Origin of the sequence: Cytobacillus oceanisediminis, from assembly GCF_003182355.1 — a bacterium.
GTDB lineage: Bacteria > Bacillota > Bacilli > Bacillales > Cytobacillaceae > Cytobacillus > Cytobacillus oceanisediminis_A.
Genome location: NZ_QGTW01000001.1, coordinates 422,162 through 443,064 on the forward strand (window position 1 = coordinate 422,162; position 20,903 = coordinate 443,064).

Sequence of the window (20,903 nt, forward strand, 5' to 3'; positions counted from 1 at the left end):
CAAAAAAATTGTAAAAAGCAGCAATAGTATTAACGTTATTTCATTGTTACCGCTCACCTAGTTATTTTTTCAAATTTTCTCAGCTTTCTTTTAATTCCCGCCCTAATTCAGTACGCCCATCATTTATTTTCTCTTTTGCAAATTGAAAACTATATAAAAGAACCGCTCTTATCAGAAGAATAAAAAATAATTGGATTGAATTTATCCGGACTAAAGAAACTATTCCTAAATTTTTCAAAAGTTTTCCTCCTGGAAATACAAATAAGAAATGGAGAATTGCATTTGTAATTAAAAATAACGGAAGCTTACCATAAGTCATTTTTAAAACCCAAAGAGAGGAAATAAAGTAAGGACCTAAAATAAAAGGAATATCTCCTTTTATCTTTGAATGGACACTTGTATAAAACCACCACCATTTCCGCTTCTCGGCAAAAATATTCATTATTTTTACGACTAAACTAATAAATACAGTTGCGGGAAGAAACCGTTTTATTGTGCTTCGTCCCAATAACGGAAACGAAATCCAGGGAATAATCATCATAAGTATTAATAAAAATCTCGAATTCTTCGCATTAATACACTTTAAAAGCTGCAAATTGTGATCCCCCTTTTCTTCATTGAGATTTTATGATCTTTTTCATCTATAAAGTCATTTGCCTATTGTTGGGTACTCCATTAGTAACTATTACTAGTATGATACATAAAAAACAAATTTATTTGCGAATGCAAATATTTAAAGAAGGAATATGAGCCTCGGTGATGCGAGCGTTGATTTTAAATAGAAAAAGGAAAAAAAGCCGATAGAAGCAAGGTTCAGATAACCCTGTTTTTACCGGCAGGAAAGGACAGCAAATTCCCATCTAAGGTGTATTTATTGATTTATTTAATATTGCATTTGAAGATTTGGTTAAAAAGTCACTATATTGTTTTCCTAGTAATTCATCACTTAACAAAGTAAAAACTTCAATAAACTTCGAAAAATCCTCTTTTGAGATTTTGGCGATTGATTCGACAATCTGTAAGTTCGAGTTTGTAGTATTCTCTTCTATAAATTCTTCGACAAGCTTCCGGCCGGCTTCCGTTAAACATACTTCTTTCGTTCGGGCATCATTGCCATTTTCAATAATGACCAATCCTTCGTCTTTTAGCTTCGTTAATTGCCGAAAAATATTTGAAATATTTGTTTGAGCCAGGTAGGAAAGGTCAGACATGTTTATATGGTTTGAATCAAAATATAAAATCCATAAAATACGAAAAGCAGGAAACGATAATTCGTAATTTTCCAACGATTTTCTTATATCGTTTTCAATTACTAAATTTATGCCTCTAATAAATGCAAACGCTAAATAACTATTATGAAACTGTTCGCTCGATAATTTCATATTTCCTCCTAAAATCACCATAGTTGACAGTATGTACATTATCTCCAACCTTAAACTTATAGAGAACAACATACTCTTAATTTTATTTTTATTCTGCCAAAGTAAACAAGCCATCCCATTTAAATAAAGACAGCTATTTTATCCTGATAAATGTTTAATTGCTTATGGCCACACTGCGGTCTATGCTAATAAAAGTGTAATAAAAAAGTCTTACCAAATCATTCTTGGTAAGACTCTGGATTCACTTATTATTTATTGCCATTATAATATGGCTCCTCACGATCCAATACAAGTTCCGCGGTGATTGGCAAATGGTCAGAAGCCAAGCTATTAATCACCGCAACATCTGCCGCTTCAATGTCTTTTGATGTAAAGATATAATCAATCCGCTTTGAAGGATTTTCAGCAGAATAAGTATTTGCATCCGGAGTATCTGCAAATACATCCAGGTAATTAGCGTACATAGGTTTCATTTCATTGCTCTCTGGGGTAGCGTTTAAATCCCCCAGAATCACTTTTGGACCCTTTGTTTGGCTGGCAATTTCAATAATCTCATTAACCTGCAGCTCCCGTTCTGCGGAAGTTAAAGCTAAATGTGTGTTGTAAACATTTAAGTGATTTCCATTTATATTGATTGTAGCTTCTAACAGTCCCCGTTGCTCAGTGTTCCCGATTTTGGACAGGAAATGATTTTCTGATTCAATGATTGGATATGCACTTAAAATAGCTGTACCATACTGACGTCGTTCGCCACCATTGTTTAATGGCTCACGGTCCAGGTTTGCTGCATATGTATAAAACAATCCAAGACGCTCTGCGAGCCACTTTGCCTGATCCTGGAAATCGCTGCGGTCAGACCAATGATTGTCCACTTCCTGCAAGGCAACAATTTCCGTATCTGCATCTTCTATTATTCTTGCGATCCGTTCTAAATCTAAAACTCCATCTTCCCCTTCACCATGATGAATGTTATAGGACATTATCTTAACATTTACCTCTGGGCCTCGTCCAAAACTGGTTTGTTCTGCAAATGCGCTATTTCCCAAACCTAAAATTACCAGCAACAACGCCATAACTGAACTAACTGCCTTCCTAATCCGATTTTTACTCCGCTTTACACTTTTCATACTATCTGCCCCCTTAAGAGAATCTAATTTCTCTATGAGAATAACAAATGAACAAAAAGCCTTTATTGACGCTATGTAAAAAAGGGGTTTAGGTTTTGTTACACATTTGTTAATCACAGCCATTTTTCCTATATATTTACGCCTATTCCAGTTACCTGGAGAGTTTATCTTGTCTCGGTATATAGTGTATAGAATCATTTGTGGAAATCTCAAAAAGATCGGGAAAGGCGATTTTAAAGAAAACTGGTAATTCAAACAATATACTTAAAAAACAACAGTGCAATTTCCCTATTTAAAGCTTAGCTAATGAGCTTCCATTTTTACACGAAACGCGTGATGAAATTCATTTATAGAAACTGGGGCTCCAATGCCAAAGGGAACTTTTACCTATAGATTTTATTATTTTTAAATGGAGAAATCAGAACATTAGCCTAGAAAAACCTCTTCTTTTTGAATAACTTGAAGTAAAAAAAAACAAATATCCCTAAATATTATTTGCTTTTCCAAACATTAGCTGTTATTCTTAAGAAGAATTATTTTTGTTCTGTCAAAGAATAAGTGTTTAAACTTTTCGCCTTTGATATCTAATTGAGCAATTATAGTATTAAAATGTGGAATAGATCCACGCAGGAGGAAACACACATGCAAACAGGTACAGTAAAATGGTTTAACGCAGAAAAAGGTTTTGGTTTCATCGAAGTTGAAGGTGGAGAAGACGTATTCGTACATTTCTCAGCTATCCAAGGCGAAGGATTTAAATCTTTAGACGAAGGCCAAAAAGTTACATTTGACACTGAGCAAGGTCAACGTGGACTTCAAGCTACTAACGTTAACAAAGCGTAATGACGAAGGACTCTATTATAGAGTCCTTTTTTATTTGCTAAAAAACATTTCATAAAAAAAATCTGCGCTCGTTTTCCCCTTTATTTAATTGTTATCGGAAATCTCGAGATCCCATCTTTCTTCCATTAATGCAGTTCCGGTCCATTCTTCTTTTTTTGCTCCCTTCCCACCCGATTCACTTTTGTAATCTAACAGCTTCTCACTAAATTCTCCATTTCTCCAAGGACAATACTCATTAATCCTTTCATCCCCTGCCGTATTTTGATCAATTGCAACTACAATTAAATCCACGTTATTTTTTCCAAGGTATGTATGCATCTCAAGCGATTCTCCGCCACTAGACCTCTCTAACTAATAAAAGGTTAGCGGCACTTGAAATTTTGTCCTCTTCTTGAAAAGCTGCCATATTTATGTACATACACTATTATCACTATAGAATTGCAGGAATGTTGATATGACGCGAACTGACCGATATATCGAAAAAGTGACCGATATATCAGAAAAGTGACCGATAAAATTTGAATCTGACCGATATATTAAAAAACTGACCGATAAACAGGAGAAAGTAACCGATATATCCCGATCCATACAAATATTCGCAATAAAACTCGATCAAGCATGGCTTTATGACGACTATTACGCACAAATTATTAAAGAAATAGCTTTTTCAAATGCAAATACATAGATGAAATGCATCCCTTTCAAAAAAAAGCGCAATCCCACTCAAAGGATTGCGCTACTTTATAATTGTATAAGCGGATAAACCCAAGGAAGTATGATAGAGGTAATAATGGCCGAAGCCCCCATCGCAACGCTTGAAACGGCACCTGTAAGCGGGCCTTCCGCTACAGCCTGGCTTGTGCCGATCCCATGTGATACCGTTCCGATCCCAAGCCCTCGTGAAAACGGATCAGAAATGTTCGTAAATGTTAAAAGAGCTGGCCCAAAAACAGCTCCAAATATGCCAGAGGTGATCACAAAAGCCGCCGCAAGCGCAGGATCCCCGCCGATTAGGACGACTGCTTCAATGGCCACAGGGGTTGTGACTGCTTTAACAGCAGATGTTGCCTGGATGGTATCAGACAGCCCTAGAGCTTTTGAAATCCAAACAGCTGAAAGAATAGTCGATAGTGTTCCAATAACTAGCCCAAATACGGCAGGCATTAATTTTTCCATTATGATCTCTCTATTTTTATATAAAGGCACTGCCAGGGCAACTGTAGCTGGACCCAATAAAGATGTTATCCATTCCTTGGCAGAGGAATATTGCTCATAGCTGATATCGAATGAGCTGAGAATGCCAATCATAACAATCGTTGCGGTCAATATGGGTGTTGTGAATGGAGATACAACACGCCGTGATAGAACGGTTGCCCCAAAATATACAGCAATTGTAAGAATAATACTAAAGAGAGTGAGAATGTGACTGTTCATGATGTGTTCGTTCCTTTTCCCTTCTTGATAAAGATTGAGTCAATCCAGCTGTGATCAGTAAACCTATAATTGTACTTCCTGCAATCATAAGAAGCAATTGCATTCCGCTCGTTTTGATAAGTCCTGCATAATTCATTAAGCCTACCGCAAATGGGACGAAAAACAAGGCAAGATGTCTGATTAAAAACGATGTACTCTTCTCGATGTACCGAATCTGAATAATTCCGCTTGATAAAAAGATATATAAAAGAATCATCCCCAGCACACTGGCTGGTATAGGCAAATGAAGGATTCCTACTATAAAACTGGAAAGTTGGTAAATCGCCCAAAGCAAAAATAACTGAGATAAAAACATCAAAACATTTTTCACATATAACATTCCTTTCGATACTCAAAATAAAATTATAGCATCGAACATTCAGAATGGAAACCGGTAAAACCATGTCTGTGACTTGATACAGTTCCACCTCTTTTCGTTTTGTATGAATGCACAAAAACCAAAATTATGTATCACCTTGGCAGCAGTTTATTTAATATCAGAGCTAGCATCATTACAACCCTATCTTTTAGATCCCATCATTCCATCATCCCCTACTCGAATATTTCAGAATATTCCTATTGCCTGTCAAAAGGTCGATGTTAAATACGCAAAAAAACGCTCAGAGAAGAAACTCTGAGCGTTGCTGCTATTATTCTGTCCATCCCATTTTTATAGCGGCGGCTTATGGATGGTACCTTCCTGGAACAATTCTTTGACCATATGCCGGGCATATCCTGTCATTTGGGCGAAAGTGATTTTTGCCGGCAATGGCGCTTCATTAGCATCCACCACGACATCTATAATACATGGTTTCCTATGAGAGACCGCTTTTTCTAAAGCCGGCAGGATGTCATCAGGGTGCTCGACCCTGTATCCAATTCCTCCGCAAATGTCTGCATAACGGGCAAAGTCCGGATTTTGGAGATTGGTGCCGAACTCTGCATTTCCCATTACTTCTTGTTCAAACTTAATCATGGCAATTTTGTGGTTGTTAAACACAATACATACCAGCGGAAGGTCGTATTTCACAGCTGTCACAAAGTCATTCATCATCATTTGAAATCCGCCATCCCCGCAAACGGCAAAGACCTGCTTATGCGGATAAGCAATCCGGCCAGCGATGGCGCCAGGTAATCCGCAGCCTAATGTAGCCAGCCAGCCGGAAGTGATAAATTTTTGATTCTTCATTTTAAAATGCCTTGCCATCCAAACGGTTACATTCCCAACATCCACGGAAAGAATGGCATCATCCGCTGCAACTTGCTGAAGAGCCCCTACCACACGCTGGGGTTTAATTGGAACGGAGTTATCCGCCTCCTGCTCTTCCAATCTGGTCCACCAGTCATTCATTTGGCTCTGGTATTTTTGAAGAAATGCTCCATCATTAGGTGTTTGAATCAAAACCGTTAGCTTGCTGAGTGTCAGTTCAGAATCACCAGCCAAACCTACATCAACCGGATAACGCTTGCCGATTTGGGAGGGATCTTTATCAATATGGATAGTCTTTGCATTTTCAGGCAGGAACCCAGTAAACGGGAAAGAGGTACCGACCATGATTAACGTATCCGCCTCTTCCATTGCAAGGGTTGCAGGCTTGGTTCCAAGCAATCCAAGACCTCCAAGGCAAAGAGGATGGTCATCCGGAACGATGCCTTTACCAGGCAAAGTCAGGACAATGGGCGCGTTTAATTTCTCTGCAAAACGAATCAAAGAGTCACGTGCCCCTCTTGCTCCTTTTCCAGCTAAAATGATTGGTTTTTCCGCCTTATTTAAAAGTTTCTCTGCCTGCTGTATATCCTGCTGCTGTGGAATTTGATCGGACTGAACCAAGGTCGTACTGGTTACACGGGCACCTCGCTCAATTTCCATTTTCGGGATATCATCAGGGATAATCAGCACCGATACGCCTTTCTTATCATAGGCAGCCCGAACCGCCTGATTGACAACAGTCGGCAGCTGTTCTGCTGACATCACGGTTTGGCTGTAAACAGCTACATCTTTAAAAAGGTTTGCCAGATCAACCTCCTGAAAAAAATCAGAGCCCATTAAATCTGTCTCTACCTGCCCCGCAATGGCTAATACGGGTACTTTGTCGAGCTTTGCATCATATAGGCCATTCAATAAATGAATGGCACCGGGACCGGCAATCCCCATACAAACTCCCAGTTTTCCTGTTAATTTTGCATAGGAAGCGGCTGCTAAAGCTCCTGCTTCCTCATGCCGTACTTGAACAAAATCAAGCTGCTCCTTCCTTTTTCGAATAGATTCAATTAATGAATTTATCGAATCCCCAGGCATTCCGTAAATGTGGTCAACGCCCCATTCAATTAACATATCCATCATGGCGTCGCCTGCCCTTTTCCTAAACATAAGCTATCGCCTCCTATTTCAGTTATTGATAGTATGACCAATTAAATAGGAAACAATTTTATGAATGTTTAAAAGCTAGATTGATGGAAGCTTAATCCCCTTGCGTGTATAACTCTTAAGAATCATTTCCCTCCTTGCGTGAAAACATAAGGAAAGATGTGGTCTGTTTTTGAAAGGAGGAAACGCTATGGATAACGAAAAACAAATGGAAGAGCAGGAAGCAGCTGTAACAGAGGCTGTTGGAGAAATGGAAGTCGACCGGCTTGAATTTTATGGAGGAGCCTTTACGTCTACCCTCCCTCTTGTATTTTTTATCATTTGGGCCATTGTTTTAAGTGTGTTAAAGCTGGTTACGGAAGAAGCCCTTGTGTTGGGAATGGTAATGGGGATTGCGTTTGGCTTATTTTTTGTGAAATCCAAGTGGCGGGATTATGCCCAGGCTCTGATTACTGGAATGGCTCAGCCGATTGGCGTCATTTCCGTTATCGCCTGGTTTTGGGCCGGAATGTTTGCGAAGCTGCTTGCAGCTGGCGGTCTTGTAGAGGGTCTGATCTGGTTTGGATTTGTTGCGAATTTAAAGGGCGGATTACTGGTTGGCGTTACATTCCTGCTTGCTGGTCTGTTTTCAACAGCAGTTGGGACCGGATATGGCACAGTCGCCACGTTCGGGATTCTCATGTATCCTGCCGGGATCATTTTGGGGGCTGACCCTGTTGTATTGCTTGCTGCGATATTAAGCGGTGCTGTTTTCGGGGACAATCTCGCACCTGTTTCCGATACCACGATCGTTTCTGCAACAACTCAGGAAGCGGATGTACCTGGGGTCGTCCGTTCGAGAATAAAATATTCACTGGCTGCAGCCATTCCTGCTTTTATTATGTTTATTATTTTTGGCGGCGGCGGAGCCGGTGTTGAAAATCCTGCAGTCATTTCACAGCTGGAGGAGCAAGTTTCACCTGTCGGATTATTTATGTTAATTCCGTTTATTTTGGTCCTGACATTAGCTCTCATGGGACGACATTTAGTAACTACTTTAACATGGGGAATCGTCGCATCGATCGCGGTTATTTTCCTGACAGGAACTTCATTAACAACGGTTCTTAATTTTTCCCGGGATGAACTGGGAAACCCCGTTGTAGGCGGAGCCTTAATGAGCGGGATCGGCGGATATTTTAATATGGCCATCCTGATTTTGTTTATCCTCGCAGCTGCGCATATTATGGAGCTTGCCGGAACAATGGAGAGAATAAAAAGCTTCTTTTTAAAAATCATTAACGGCGTAGTCAAAAGAGCAGAGCTGTCCATATTTGGAATTGTGGCTTTCCTGAATGTGTTCATTACCATTAACACGGCTGCAGAAATTACAGCAGGTCCCTTCGTACGCCAGCTCGGCAAAGAATTTCATATCCACCCTTATCGGCGGGCCAATTTCCTTGACACGGTTTCCTCTTCATTAGGTTATATTTTCCCCTGGAGCGGAGGCGTATTGCTTGCATGGGCTACAATCAAAGGTGCTGCCCAGCAATTCGGATTCCTCCCCATCGTGGGACCAACCGAGGTATTCCCTTTTGTCTTTCAGGGATGGTTTCTGCTTCTGGTCATGCTGATTGCAGCATTAACTGGCTGGGGCCTGCGATTTGAAGGAAAAAATGGGGAAGAACTAAAGCGTGAGGAATTTGAAGCTTACCAAAAATAGTACAATCCCAATAGAAAAAGGACCCTTGGCAGTCCTTTTTCTATGTTTTATTAACATAAACTCTAAGCAGATACTTCTACAATCATGCTGCTTTGGATTGGTTTCCCTTGGTATACTAATGCTCCATGATTGTTTGAATGGAGCGTAACTTTTATTTCATTTTTTCCTTCTTGTAAAGAACCTAAATGATAATATTCTCCATATAAACGATTGATTTTTTCACCATTTATATATAAGTGGGCATGGCCTTCATTATAGCTTGGTTGGTTCATTCCTACCTTATCGGGTGCAAATATAAAATGATCCAGCTGAACTTTCAGCAGCCATGTGCCCGAGTAGTCTTCCGTCACGAAAATGTTTACATTTGGAACTTCATATCCTTGTGGAATTTCCACATCACCATGGTCCATATGATTCTTAGTGGCATCTGCGTGATTGTGTGGATTCTGGCTTGTAAAATAAAAAAAGAATCCTAAAAAAAGTACGAAGAAAAATAAAAAACTCCTTAACCTTTCCATTTAAAACCTCACTTTAAAATTTAAATTATGCTGTTTTTTCCATGCGCTTGATCATATAACCAATAATAACAAGCAAAAGGCCGATCGCTAAAAAAGCTAAATCATATAACATAGGATTATCAGCTGATGGTTTAACACGATGAACTTGGAGAATATGATGATCCACAATCCCTTCCACGAGATTGAATGTACCGCCGCCTATAAAAATACTTCCGAGAAAAACCTTCCAGCTATTTCCGAGTTGATTCTTTCTGGCATCTTGGAAAATTTTCACCCCGCCCCAAATCAGTTTAGCCGAAAATAACGCAGTAAATAGCCCATCTGTAAAAATCTCAAGCTGAGGATTAGGACTTAGGATCATATGGTGCCATTGAAGCAGCTGATGAAATAATATCCCATCTATTGCCCCTAATAACCCCAATCCAAGAATAAAGCCGGCTATAAATAAATTTTTGTTTTCTTTTTTCAAATAAAGCACCCTCTGCAAAAAATTGTTTACTTCGAGTAGTGCCCAAAAATAGTGGACATTATACATTTTAGAGATTTGGCTATCCACATAATTTAGTACAAAAATAAGGGAACCGCATTGGTGTTGCAGTTCCGATCATTCACAGTAAAAATCGCTTATGAATGATTACTCAAAAACACTCAGTTTCGCTCTGATCGTTAAGGTGATGGACGGATACTCCCCGTTTCGTAAAACATGATTTATCATACAATTATCAATATGAAATCAACCAGCAGTCTATATTTCCCGCTTTATACCTCCATCATAATTTAATTGAATATAGGTATACTAATCCTTGAGATTTCGACGGAAGGATAATAGCTATGACCAAAGAAAGAGACATGCAAAAGGTTCTAAAAAGATTAGCTGATTCGGATCAAAAAATTAATTTCAAAAAAGCTGTTAGCTTAACCCCTGACATGCAAGCCTACCTGAATTATTACGGATTTCATTTAAAAAACATCGATTATCATTTTGGAAAAATAGATATTAATGGAACGCAAATTATGGTGCAAATGTTTTCATCGGAACAAAGTATTGGGACGATTATATTGTTGCATGGTTACTTGGATCATGTAGGGATTTTAAAAAATATCATCCAACATTTAAACGACCATAAATACCGGGTGATCAGCTATGATTTACAAGGCCATGGCCTGTCTGAAGGAGAAATAGCCTCTGTTAAAAGTTTTTCCGCTTATGTAGAAACGCTTGAAAAGTTAATGAACAAAACAAAGCAAGAAATATCCGGTCCCTTTTATGGGATTGGGCATAGTACAGGTGGGGCTATTTTGATCAATTATGTTTTAAAGCAGAAAGAAACAAATTTTAACAAAATTATACTGATTGCTCCTTTGGTTAGATCGAACCTATGGTTTTTTTCAAAAATGGGTTTTTATCTCATGCGACAGTTCCCATTCATTAAGGAGATTCGCAGGAATTTTCGCGACAATTCCTCAGATAAACAATTTATCAACTTCATAAAAAACGATCCTTTGCAGCCAAAAGCCATTCCAACAGACTGGTTAAGTTCACTCATCCATTGGAACAAGGAAATTCAAACCTATCCCCCGACTAATAAAGAAACTCTGTTGATTCAAGGAACAGAAGACAAGACTGTAGAGTGGAAGTATAATCTAAATTTTATTGAGGAAAAGTTCAGCAACTTACATGTTTGCCTTATTAAAAACGGAAGACATCAATTATTTAATGAAAAACCCGATATTCGTGACCAGGTGTTCCAAAAGATTGTCCGGTTTTTGTAAAAAGGAGGGCGTGTTTTGTTTTTTGAGCATATATTTGAATTTTTACAGACAACTTTTCCAATAGCGTTTCCGGCAGTTAACTAAATAAGGAAAAGACAAAAGTGTGGGTATTATCCACTGTTGTCTCTTCCTATTTTCAACTTATTTATTACTGTTCTTTCTCAGCAGCGGTTGCTTCTGCTTTTGTTTTATGAACAGTTCCAAATGGATGCTGCGGCGGTGCATAGATTGAGTAGAGTTTAAGCGGCTGATATCCCGAATTGATTAAATTGTGCCATTTGCCAGCAGGGATAAGGATTGCAAAGTCTTCAGAGACCTTCTCCTCAAAATCTAATCGATCTTTGCTATCCCCCATTTGAACAATTCCCTGACCTTCTTCAATACGCAAGAATTGATCCAGTTCAGGATGAATTTCTAATCCGATTTCCTCGCCAACATCAATACTCATCAAGGTCAGCTGCAAATGCTTCCCTGTCCATAGTGCGGTTCGAAAGGTATTATTTTGAGTGGTAGCTTCTTCAATATCCACGACAAAAGGTCCTGGTCCATAATCCGTTACTCGATTTGAAACTACCTCATGTAAAGAACCAAATCGTACGGCATTCTCTTGTTCACCATTCAAAGCCCATAAAAATACATTCTGGATTTGAGGATATTGAGTAAGCAAACAAAACTTTTGATATTCCTTATAACCTTCCACTTCAGTTATATAAGCTTTTTGTAAACCATCTCTATAGTTTTGAAATGGAACTTGATTGATTTGATACACTGGCTGACTCCCAGTTAGGCTGATATAAAGATTCGTAAACTGTGACAAATGAGCTTTTTTTCCTTCTAACGTATGGAGAATTTCATTTCTATGCTGTTCGTTTGGCGCTTCTTTTGCTAACAGTCTGTATAGCTCAATAGCTGAAGCTTCTCTTTTTAGGGCTCCAAGTATCGCTTCACATACTTGCTGATGATTTTCTTGTTGGTTTCTAAACATATTGTCTGTGTAATGCATTTGCGGGTTTACATGGTAAAATGGATAGGAATACGATTTAGGCCCGTAATACATTTTAGTCATTCCCTTCACAGGTTTCTAAAAGCATCATATGTCTATGTGCTGAGAATGTACGTTGGTTTATATAGCCTTTAAAGGATTGGTTTTCCAAAAAAGCTGCCAAAATCGGCAGCTTTTTATTCTTAATACTACTCTCTTGTTTGGGACTGTTTAAACTTTATTCTATTAATATCAATCTTTAAAGGCGGCAAAGTTATTTCTTGTTTCTCAGCATTTCATCCACTGTATTTTTCATCGCGAAAATTACCGTTTTTTTGTAACGTGCAGCAATGTGCAGCACTCTTATTTGTTCAGACCTGGAAAGGTTTTTAAAACGGTGTTCCTGTTTCAAAAAAGAACGGGCGATTGACCAGCTGGCAGGCATTAAGGGGAAGTCATCCAGAGGCTGTTTGTTCCGTAATCGATATAGCCACGATAGGATTCCAGTAGAATTACTTTTATCAACAATACATGGTGCATAAATGTTTTTGGTGTGTTTTTTCAGAGATTCCAATCGTTCATGACCGCTAACAATAATATAGGTATCATCCTTCCGATTCTTTTTCACCACCAACACAAACATACAGTCCCACATTAATCTCTGAAGCCTTTTTAGATGCTCTGTAATTTTCAGCGATAAATCCGGCTTGATTTTGTTCAGCGGGATATACTCTATGGTAAATTTCATACATAGCCCCTCCTGATTGATTTCTGTCCTCTCCTCATTATCTTGGGAGTTCCCAGCAGGTGCATTGTACGGTTAAACGGTATTTATTTAATAAAAAAACAAACTCCTTTTATAGAAGGTATGAAAATAGCCGCCTGTCACATTCGAATGAAACGCAAAAACACCTTATATTATTAATTTCTGTAAATATCCGCTCCAATCAACTGTGAAAAATAAAAATAAGAAATTACTCATCAATGCTATGTTTACGATATTTGGCTGCTCTACCTGGTATTTGGTCGTTAACCCGGATCATTAACGACCATATTGGCTGCTCTACCTGGAATATGGTCGTTAATCCGGATCATTAACGACCATATTGGCTGTTCTCCCTGAAATATGGTCGTTAATCCGGTTTATTAACGACCATATTACTGCTTTACCTGGAATTTGGTCGTTAATCGGGATCATTAACGACCATATTGGCTGTTCTCCCTGAAATATGGTCGTTAATCCGGTTTATTAACGACGATATTACTGCTTTACCTGGAATTTGGTCGTTAATCCGGTTTATTAACGACCATATTGGCTGTTCTCCCTGGAATATGGTCGTTAATCCGGATTATTAACGACGATATTACTGCTCTACCTGGAATTTGGTCGTTAATCCGGATCATTAACGACCATATTGGCTGTTCTCCCTGAAATATGGTCGTTAATCCGGTTTATTAACGACGATATTACTGCTTTACCTGGAATTTGGTCGTTAATCGGGATGATTAACGACCATATTGGCTGTTCTCCCTGAAATATGGTCGTTAATCCGGTTTATTAACGATGATATTACTGCTTTACCTGGAATTTGGTCGTTAATCCGGTTTATTAACGACCATATTGGCTGCTCTATCTGGAATTTGGTCGTTAATCCGGATCATTAATGACGATATTTACTGTTCTGCCTGGAATTTGGTAGTTATGTTATCAATCCCGCCCCTGTCATTATTGAATACCTGATATCTGGTTAACCTAATAATGGGAGGCATGCATATGATTGTTTATCATGGGTCTATAAAAAAATTTAAAGAGTTTACTAAAGAAACGGCTGTCCAAAATATTAGCAATGATATCGATACAATTGGATTTTGGTTTACTTCGGATGTGGATGCAGCAAAACCTTTTGCTATTGGAACGGAGACCGTAATCGAAAAATCGGAAACGGAGTTTTGGGAGGATGGCGAACCTAAAGTCGTTCAATATGACAGGCCCGTCCGCGGCTTTATTTATAAAATATATATAGATGAACCAAACCTTAAGGTATACAAATCTTATGATTTGTTTATGCAGGAACGGGACAAATATTGCGACTATTTAGGGATAAACCCTACCTGGAAAGACAAGGCCATTCTTTTAAATAAAGAGGAATCGAACGAAGCATTCCGTAATTATCTTATAAACCAAGGCTATGATGGTTTTTTAATAACGAATACCAAACTGCACAGTGATGTAACAGACTTTTACTGCATTTTTTCGGGTGATGCTCTCCAAATTGCTGACATTATCCCTGTAGACGAACAATAGCTTGATGTTAATAACTGCAGATTTGAGATATTTGTACGTTTTTTCGAATTACAGACTGAACCTCATCCGTGTTTACAGACAAATGATCTGCTTCACCTTTTAGATGGGGCTATAACAGGTTTTTAGTGTTTTTTTGATTGTTATATCTTTTTTCTGTCCATAAAAAAACATTTGTAATGAATTTAGCTATAATAATTACGAGTAAATAACCGACAAAGAGATGGAAATAGTTTATATTTCCATACATTTTAAAAAGTCCAAGCGCAACAAGCAAGGGTTTGAAAATAAAGGACAAAATGGCTGAAGTAATAATCGTATACACGTAGTAATTTTTTTTATAATTTAATGTCCATTGGTAAACGAGCATAAACGTAACAGGAATTAAACTTGAATCAATAGATATTCCCGGTATAAATGGAATAACCGGAAACGGGTAGTTCCATAAGCCTAAATTCTTACCAAATAAATCAATATAACTGAAAAAGATATGTATACTGTATCCGTAAAAACCCATAAAAAAAATCTTGCTTTTATCTATTTTAAAAAATAAATAAATAAGTGGCACAATAAGGAATGAAACCATTAGCCAATATTCAAAAGAAGTATAAAGCGCAAAATCAAACCAATAGTCGTTTAGAGACTTTTGGCCCTCCTTACCCATTTTTACTATTTTATCAAATTGGTCAAGACGGTTAGGCTCCATATATCGTTTCATCCCTTTTAGCAGAAATTGATTGTACGTTTTCTTTTCTCTCTACCTAGTGTATCTATTGTCAAATCTTTATATGTATAACCTTATTTAAAAGGCAAATTGTCTTAAAAAAAGGGCTAAACTCTGTTACGTCATGGCTTTCATTCTAAGTTACCTTTTCTATAACCGTTTCCCTGTTTCCAGTCTCCCTCCCTCCTTATCCGTTCATAAGCTGCTATGCTGACAGCAAAATCTGCATTATGCTGAAAGTCAAGATCACGAATGTAAAATCCACTCCGCCGCAGCCCTCTTTTTCCTTCGATGAGTAAGAATAGTTTCAATAATTACCTTCATTACACACCTCGAAAATATATTTTCAATTTATTAGAGAACATATTTTGTACAGATTTGATGTAATCGGAGATATAGAAAGAAAAAGCAGACACGCCGCATAAAAATCCCGAGAAAAGCACAACTTATATTTGCTCTATAACAAACTAGGGGTTGGAAAAAATGGAGTGGTTTGGCCACAGTCACAGATCTTTCAATTTTGAACTGTTTTCTGAAAGTCATTTAATGATAATAGCTATTTTTGTTCTTACTTCTTTCTTTATTTTCCTAAATCGAAAAAAATTGAAGGATCCAAAATGGAGAAGAGCCGAAATAGGAGCAGCCTTTTCTTTATTATGGATCGAAATCATGAATCACATATGGATGTTAGTGCATGGAGTCTGGAAAGCAGGACGTTCCTTGCCTTTGGAATTGTGCAATATCGCCCTCCTTTTATGTATCATTTTGCTATTGACCAGGAAAAAGATATTCTTTGAATTGCTATTTTTTATTGCGTTATTGGGGGCTTCACAAGCGATCATTACCCCTGCGTTAACATATGATTTTCCTCATTTTCGATTTATTCACTTTTTCTATGCGCATTTGATGGTTGTATGGGTAACCTTGTATTTTACGTGGGCAAAGGGCTATTATCCAACATTCCAATCTTTCATAAAACTAATGGTCTTTATCAATCTGATGTTACCAGTGATCTTGTACGTTAATAAACAGGCTGACGGGAATTACTGGTTTTTGCGCCACAAACCGAAAAGCCCAAGCTTATTTGATGTGCTGGGTCCCTATCCCTGGTATATTTTTTCATTGGAGAGTGTATTAATCGTCATTAGCTTAATTGCATGGCTCATTTTGCGAAAATGGGAGAAAAGCTACCAAGAACGTTCTCAAATTTAATGATTACAATTGTGACAGTCCTGCAGATTCATTATATTAGCCATAAATTAATTATTTACATAAAAAGAACTAGCCCCCGATTTCCTTTAAAGGAATCCGGTAGACCAGTTCTTATAAAATAGGTTAATTATGATTTTTAGTCAATCAATCTCTGATGTACTACTTTTTAGGAATTTCACATCCATCGTCATCACAGGTCACACCGTCTTGGTTGTTTAATACGGTGATTTCATCCTCTGCAATGACTTTTTCCAGTGCTTGTACAAATGCCTCAGTTGGCTGTGCACCATTAAGAGCGTATTTTTTATTAATAAGAAAGAATGGGACACCTGTGATGCGATACTGCTGGGCCGTTTGCTCATCTGCCCGAACAGCGTCAGCCATCTCATCGCTCGCGAGCATTGTTTCTACAGCACCACGATCCAACCCGACTTCTGCCGCCAATTTCGTTAATGTTTCATGATCCCCAATATGTTTAGAATCCGTAAAATAAGCTCGCAATAGACGTTCGGTCATTTCTTTCATTAATCCTTGTGTTTTCGCAAACATCGCTAAACGGTGAGCATCGAAGGTGTTAGTCAAAACAACTGTATCCATGTTAAATTCCAATCCAGCATTCTTAGCCATTTGTACCACGTTTTGAGTGTTTGCTTTTGCCTGTGCAATGCTCATCCCATATTTCTGGGACAGCTTTTCATACATATTTTCTTTTATATCCCGTTCGGCTGTTGGGTCCAGCTCGAAGCATCGATAAGTAACTTCAATCGGATGGTCAATCTGTTTAATGGCATCCTCCAGATGCCTTTTGCCAATATAGCAAAATGGTCAAGCAAAGTCAGTCCACATTTCAATATGCATACTCTATTCCTCCAATCCATTCATTTCTCCTTTAGTATAGTAGTAAAGGTAGTATTTTACACGGAATTAGCTTAGTTATTAAAGCAAGCACCATTTACTAGTTAAACTACACGAATTCTTTTCTTCATTCCTCAAACCTAATTCTGATTCTGTTTCCAAGTCCAAAGAAATGTCCGCCATAACTGGGTTTAAATTATAGAGTCTTAGCTCGAATTTTACCTGGAGCCCAATAAGCATCAATCAGAAAGATTTACTGCAAAAGAAATGGGAGACAACATCATACAGTCTCCCAAAAAATGGTTCAGGTAAAAGGCTCTTCCTCATTTTTGCTTTTTTCATCGTGTGTTGGATGAGCTCCAGGGTATTGCCGAGGCATATCCTGGTGAAGGTTTCTAAATTCATAGGTAAAGTTGCTGTAGTACTGCTGCCCCTCTCTCCAAGGTGTACTTTTATTTTCAACTGGTTCGTCTGCACGTATTGGCGAGCCAAATGGACCATCTGGAAACTCTTCTGCAGTCAAGAATGTCCGTTGCTTTTCCACATTGGAGAAATCTGTATATTTTTCATCATCATTCATTTATCAATGCCACCCCTTTGTTAGGATTATTCTTAGCTTTTCCTTCTTCTCTATAAATATTTTCTTACGAAGTTATACAAAAATTAGGATGGTACACTCAGGGATGTTTTAGATTTTTTAACCCCATTTTCATGGCAAAAACAAATCATGTTTAGTTACCGTACAATAATGGAAAGTTATATCCAGCCGGAGGAAAGGCACTTTTGCAAAAACAAATTGGTACAATGGATTTTAAAGAAAAGACCCTTCTTTATAAAGGGCCTTTAGAGTAATGGGATTTACTAGTTAAAATTCGTGTTTTATTTATTCTATTTTTTATAACCCAAAGAAGGAGGCAGGATTCCAATAGTTAGCCATCTTACTTCCAAATTTAATTCTAGGCCAATGTCTGGAGTAGCACACTGGTTGATCCGCTTTTTATAGATATTGACTCCTGTTATTTATTTCAAACCAGAAAACCAAAAACAATAAAACCCCGAACTCATTTAAGATTCAGTTTTCTTATTAAAATTGATTGTCCGGATGCAGGTTATTCTGCATAAACTCCTGTACTTTAGTAATTTCATCCGTCGAGGCAAGATTTGTTTTATACCAGCCTTTTTCGTTCAGGATGCCGTATAAAGTATACTGGCTGCTGTTGGCATTGTTAAAGCACTGGTGATAAATTTCACGCAATTCTCCGTGGCTTGTTTCTAACATGGTATTACTGATGCTGCGGCATCTTCCCTTCTCCAGCTCCAAACAAAGCTGAAGCATTTCCCTGTCTGTTAAACCGCGGCCTTCTATATTATTAGGCATACTGCTCACTCCTTTATTGAATTACTCTGGATCGATTGAAATACTGTGAAAGATCGGCAATTTTCAATTGATGCTGCTCAGCAATCTTTTCCAGGCTTGCTCGAAGCTCATGATCTGAACATTGGGAGGCACACCAATTGATCGTTTTTGCTGTAATTTCCTCCGCTCTGATTTCGTCCTCGATAAAAGAGAGCTCTTTTGTTGTAAGCTGGTTCATTTGCATTCCCCCCTTTCAATAAATCTTCAGCCTCTCTATTTTTCGCGGACAGATTGGCTTTTATCCATTTTGTTCGGTAACTCATTTTGTTCCAAGATCCGGAAGCACGGCAATTTTAAAATGAATTTTATTTTTATTGAAATTTTACTAACCAACTCTTTTCACAAAAAATTACTTCCATCCGAAATCCTGCTCACATTTAAATGATAAACATAAATATCTGCGAATAAGACAAAATAGGATAGTGTGAAAAAATTATACAAAGGAGAGGTAGTAATGGGTATTTTGGGTGATAAACCGCAGGACGAGCCTTTACATTCGGGTGAGGTCTTTAATCTGTGGTCGCATTTATACGCTACAAAAGCATACTTAGTTACCTTGCAGGTTCTGATTAACCATACAGGCGACCATGATTTAAAAGTGTTTCTGGAAGATTTAATGGAGAATTGCATCCAGCAGGAAGAACAGCAAACAGAAGCAATCCTCAAAACAAATGGGATTCGTCTTCCGCCGGCACCGCCAAGCAGGCCAGACGTTCAATTGGAAGATATCCCGGCTGGTGCCCGTTTTAATGACCCCGAAATTGCAGGCTTAGTTCAAAAGGAATTGATGGCCGGGAAAATTATGAACAGCTATGTCATGGGGATCGCAGCCAGAGAAGATATTGCCCAAATGTACGGGGAGTTTCATGTTCAAAAGGCTGAATATGAAGAAAAGCTGTTAAAAATAACGAAAGATAAAGGCTGGCTGGTCCTTCCGCCCCTTAATCTTAAGTAACAACTACGCTTAATAGGATGTGTGAAAAAGATGCCTTCCAATAAAAATAAAGGGATGTTAGTTGCGGCGATTGGCTCGATTCCCTTAATCATGACTCTTGGGAATTCAATGCTTATTCCAATCCTTCCCCAAATGAAATCTGCCTTAAATCTAACACAATTGCAGACCAGTTTAACCATTACAGTCTTTTCAGTTGCTGCAGCTATTTTTATTCCCATATTGGGATATTTGTCAGACCGTTTTTCCAGAAAGGTAGTTATTCTGCCAGCCTTAATTCTTTATGGCCTTGGCGGCTTGCTTTCGGGCTTAGCAGCTTCAGCATTTACAAGCTCCTATGTCTGGATTCTAATCGGACGCACATTGCAGGGAATAGGTGCGGCTGGTACAGCACCTATAGCCATGGCTTTAACCGGAGATTTATTTAAAGGAGGCGAGCAAAGCCGGGTGCTTGGAATTGTGGAAGCCTCAAACGGCTTCGGGAAGGTTTTATCCCCCATTCTCGGTTCCCTGGTTGGCTTGCTTGCCTGGTTTGCCGTCTTTTATGCCTTTCCTGCTATTTGTCTGATATCCATTCTGTTAACTTGGATCTTTATTAAAGAAAAAAGGAATCGGCAAGCTCCCCCGCCTTTTGGGAAATATGTAAGGGGGTTATTAAGTGTTTTTAAATATGAGGGCCGCTGGCTGTTTACTACTTATTTAGCAGGCGCAACCTGTTTATTTACGTTATTTGGAATTCTATTTTATCTTTCGGACATTCTGGAAAAGGATTATAAAATTGATGGCGTTGTAAAGGGGCTTATTTTAGCCATCCCCCTTTTGGTAATGGGGGCATCTTCCTATATTACGGGGAGTAAGATTGGAAAAAATATGGTTCTTATGAGAAAACTGATCGTGCTTGGTTTTTTATTAATGACTCTTTCTTACAGCATCCTGACTTTTTTTGAAAAGCTTGTACCGTTTCTTCTCATATTAGTGATCAGCAGTGTGGGCACCGGCCTCGTCTTGCCGTGCATAAACAGCTTAATAACAGGTTCTGTAGGGAAAGAACGGAGAGGCTTTGTAATTTCCTTATATGGTTCCGTTCGATTTCTGGGGGTAGCAATTGGCCCCCCGATTTTCACAAGGCTGATGGAATGGTCAAAAACAGGCATGTTTCTTTCGATTGCCGCTCTTACTCTTGCAGTCGGGCTATTGTCTTTAACCTTAATTCATGTAAAAGGCAAGGATGGAGAAAAGGGGCATAAGGCTTCATTCCGTTATAACTATGTGTAGC

23 protein-coding genes are annotated in these 20,903 nt (G+C 38.4%); 7 read left to right on the top strand and 16 right to left on the bottom strand.

Translation table 11 applies throughout. The annotated features are described in order from the left end of the window. Positions 1-79: 79 nt before the first annotated feature. The 3 genes from DFO73_RS02065 to DFO73_RS02075 form a co-directional block, all read right to left on the bottom strand. A complete protein-coding gene (locus tag DFO73_RS02065; protein ID WP_258309146.1) occupies positions 80-595 on the bottom strand; it encodes a hypothetical protein in 516 nt (171 codons plus the stop codon). A 265-nt stretch (positions 596-860) separates the two neighbouring features. Then, a complete protein-coding gene (locus DFO73_RS02070; RefSeq protein WP_110063123.1) occupies positions 861-1,382 on the bottom strand; it encodes a MarR family winged helix-turn-helix transcriptional regulator in 522 nt (173 codons plus the stop codon). 248 nt (positions 1,383-1,630) lie between these two features. Beyond that, positions 1,631-2,509 (bottom strand): endonuclease/exonuclease/phosphatase family protein, encoded by an 879-nt coding sequence (locus DFO73_RS02075; RefSeq protein WP_110063124.1) that lies wholly within the window; start codon positions 2,507-2,509, stop codon positions 1,631-1,633. Positions 2,510-3,151: 642 nt separating this feature from the next. Between DFO73_RS02075 and DFO73_RS02080 the strand changes: the two genes are divergently transcribed. Beyond that, the gene (locus DFO73_RS02080; protein ID WP_110063125.1) at positions 3,152-3,352 is read left to right on the top strand and encodes a cold-shock protein; all 201 of its coding nucleotides are present in this window, start codon (positions 3,152-3,154) and stop codon (positions 3,350-3,352) included. An 84-nt stretch (positions 3,353-3,436) separates the two neighbouring features. Here DFO73_RS02080 and DFO73_RS02085 read toward each other — a convergent pair whose 3' ends face one another. From DFO73_RS02085 to DFO73_RS02100, 4 genes are all read right to left on the bottom strand, one after another. Next, a complete protein-coding gene (locus tag DFO73_RS02085; protein ID WP_110063126.1) occupies positions 3,437-3,670 on the bottom strand; it encodes a hypothetical protein in 234 nt (77 codons plus the stop codon). A 423-nt stretch (positions 3,671-4,093) separates the two neighbouring features. Beyond that, on the bottom strand, positions 4,094-4,786 hold the full coding sequence (locus DFO73_RS02090; protein ID WP_181395885.1) for an LrgB family protein: 693 nt from the start codon (positions 4,784-4,786) through the stop codon (positions 4,094-4,096). Continuing rightward, the gene (locus DFO73_RS02095; protein ID WP_258309147.1) at positions 4,758-5,156 is read right to left on the bottom strand and encodes a CidA/LrgA family protein; all 399 of its coding nucleotides are present in this window, start codon (positions 5,154-5,156) and stop codon (positions 4,758-4,760) included. Before DFO73_RS02095 ends, DFO73_RS02090 begins: the two co-directional genes overlap by 29 nt. A gap of 339 nt (positions 5,157-5,495) precedes the next feature. Continuing rightward, complete coding sequence (locus DFO73_RS02100; protein WP_110063129.1) at positions 5,496-7,196, bottom strand: pyruvate oxidase; 1,701 nt, start codon at positions 7,194-7,196, stop codon at positions 5,496-5,498. Between the two features lie 187 nt (positions 7,197-7,383). On the opposite strand from DFO73_RS02100, the gene DFO73_RS02105 reads away from it, so the two are divergent. Continuing rightward, positions 7,384-8,892, top strand: coding sequence for a Na+/H+ antiporter NhaC family protein (locus DFO73_RS02105; RefSeq protein WP_110063130.1), 1,509 nt, complete (start codon positions 7,384-7,386; stop codon positions 8,890-8,892). Between the two features lie 62 nt (positions 8,893-8,954). On the opposite strand, the gene DFO73_RS02110 is transcribed toward DFO73_RS02105, so the two are convergent. Beyond that, positions 8,955-9,410 (bottom strand): hypothetical protein, encoded by a 456-nt coding sequence (locus DFO73_RS02110; protein WP_110063131.1) that lies wholly within the window; start codon positions 9,408-9,410, stop codon positions 8,955-8,957. A gap of 25 nt (positions 9,411-9,435) precedes the next feature. After that, a complete protein-coding gene (locus DFO73_RS02115) occupies positions 9,436-9,879 on the bottom strand; it encodes a DUF2243 domain-containing protein (protein WP_181395886.1) in 444 nt (147 codons plus the stop codon). Positions 9,880-10,241: 362 nt separating this feature from the next. Between DFO73_RS02115 and DFO73_RS02120 the strand changes: the two genes are divergently transcribed. After that, complete coding sequence (locus tag DFO73_RS02120) at positions 10,242-11,183, top strand: alpha/beta hydrolase (RefSeq protein ID WP_110063133.1); 942 nt, start codon at positions 10,242-10,244, stop codon at positions 11,181-11,183. 148 nt (positions 11,184-11,331) lie between these two features. Here DFO73_RS02120 and DFO73_RS02125 read toward each other — a convergent pair whose 3' ends face one another. Continuing rightward, positions 11,332-12,240 carry a cupin domain-containing protein gene (locus tag DFO73_RS02125; protein WP_110063134.1) on the bottom strand — a complete coding sequence of 303 codons (909 nt, stop codon included), beginning with the start codon at positions 12,238-12,240 and terminating at the stop codon, positions 11,332-11,334. Positions 12,241-12,439: 199 nt separating this feature from the next. Next, the gene (locus tag DFO73_RS02130) at positions 12,440-12,913 is read right to left on the bottom strand and encodes a hypothetical protein (RefSeq protein ID WP_110063135.1); all 474 of its coding nucleotides are present in this window, start codon (positions 12,911-12,913) and stop codon (positions 12,440-12,442) included. Between the two features lie 1,026 nt (positions 12,914-13,939). On the opposite strand from DFO73_RS02130, the gene DFO73_RS02135 reads away from it, so the two are divergent. Next, positions 13,940-14,470: a hypothetical protein gene (locus DFO73_RS02135; RefSeq protein ID WP_110063136.1), complete on the top strand. Its 531-nt coding sequence runs from the start codon at positions 13,940-13,942 to the stop codon at positions 14,468-14,470. A 109-nt stretch (positions 14,471-14,579) separates the two neighbouring features. Here DFO73_RS02135 and DFO73_RS02140 read toward each other — a convergent pair whose 3' ends face one another. Beyond that, positions 14,580-15,173 carry a hypothetical protein gene (locus tag DFO73_RS02140; protein WP_110063137.1) on the bottom strand — a complete coding sequence of 198 codons (594 nt, stop codon included), beginning with the start codon at positions 15,171-15,173 and terminating at the stop codon, positions 14,580-14,582. A gap of 501 nt (positions 15,174-15,674) precedes the next feature. Between DFO73_RS02140 and DFO73_RS02150 the strand changes: the two genes are divergently transcribed. Continuing rightward, positions 15,675-16,403: a YwaF family protein gene (locus DFO73_RS02150; protein ID WP_110063139.1), complete on the top strand. Its 729-nt coding sequence runs from the start codon at positions 15,675-15,677 to the stop codon at positions 16,401-16,403. A gap of 159 nt (positions 16,404-16,562) precedes the next feature. Here DFO73_RS02150 and DFO73_RS02155 read toward each other — a convergent pair whose 3' ends face one another. The 4 genes from DFO73_RS02155 to DFO73_RS02170 form a co-directional block, all read right to left on the bottom strand. Beyond that, entirely contained in the window at positions 16,563-17,216 is a 654-nt protein-coding gene (locus tag DFO73_RS02155; RefSeq protein ID WP_258309227.1) for a DsbA family oxidoreductase, read from the bottom strand. A 346-nt stretch (positions 17,217-17,562) separates the two neighbouring features. Further along, a complete protein-coding gene (locus DFO73_RS02160) occupies positions 17,563-17,838 on the bottom strand; it encodes a hypothetical protein (protein WP_110063141.1) in 276 nt (91 codons plus the stop codon). Positions 17,839-18,342: 504 nt separating this feature from the next. Then, a complete protein-coding gene (locus tag DFO73_RS02165) occupies positions 18,343-18,636 on the bottom strand; it encodes a spore coat protein (protein ID WP_110063142.1) in 294 nt (97 codons plus the stop codon). Between the two features lie 13 nt (positions 18,637-18,649). Further along, a complete protein-coding gene (locus DFO73_RS02170) occupies positions 18,650-18,853 on the bottom strand; it encodes a hypothetical protein (RefSeq protein ID WP_110063143.1) in 204 nt (67 codons plus the stop codon). A gap of 276 nt (positions 18,854-19,129) precedes the next feature. Between DFO73_RS02170 and DFO73_RS02175 the strand changes: the two genes are divergently transcribed. Both DFO73_RS02175 and DFO73_RS02180 read left to right on the top strand, forming a co-directional pair. Beyond that, a complete protein-coding gene (locus DFO73_RS02175; RefSeq protein WP_110063144.1) occupies positions 19,130-19,630 on the top strand; it encodes a DUF3231 family protein in 501 nt (166 codons plus the stop codon). A 30-nt stretch (positions 19,631-19,660) separates the two neighbouring features. Beyond that, on the top strand, positions 19,661-20,902 hold the full coding sequence (locus tag DFO73_RS02180) for an MFS transporter (protein ID WP_110063145.1): 1,242 nt from the start codon (positions 19,661-19,663) through the stop codon (positions 20,900-20,902). The last annotated feature ends 1 nt before the right edge of the window (position 20,903 follow it).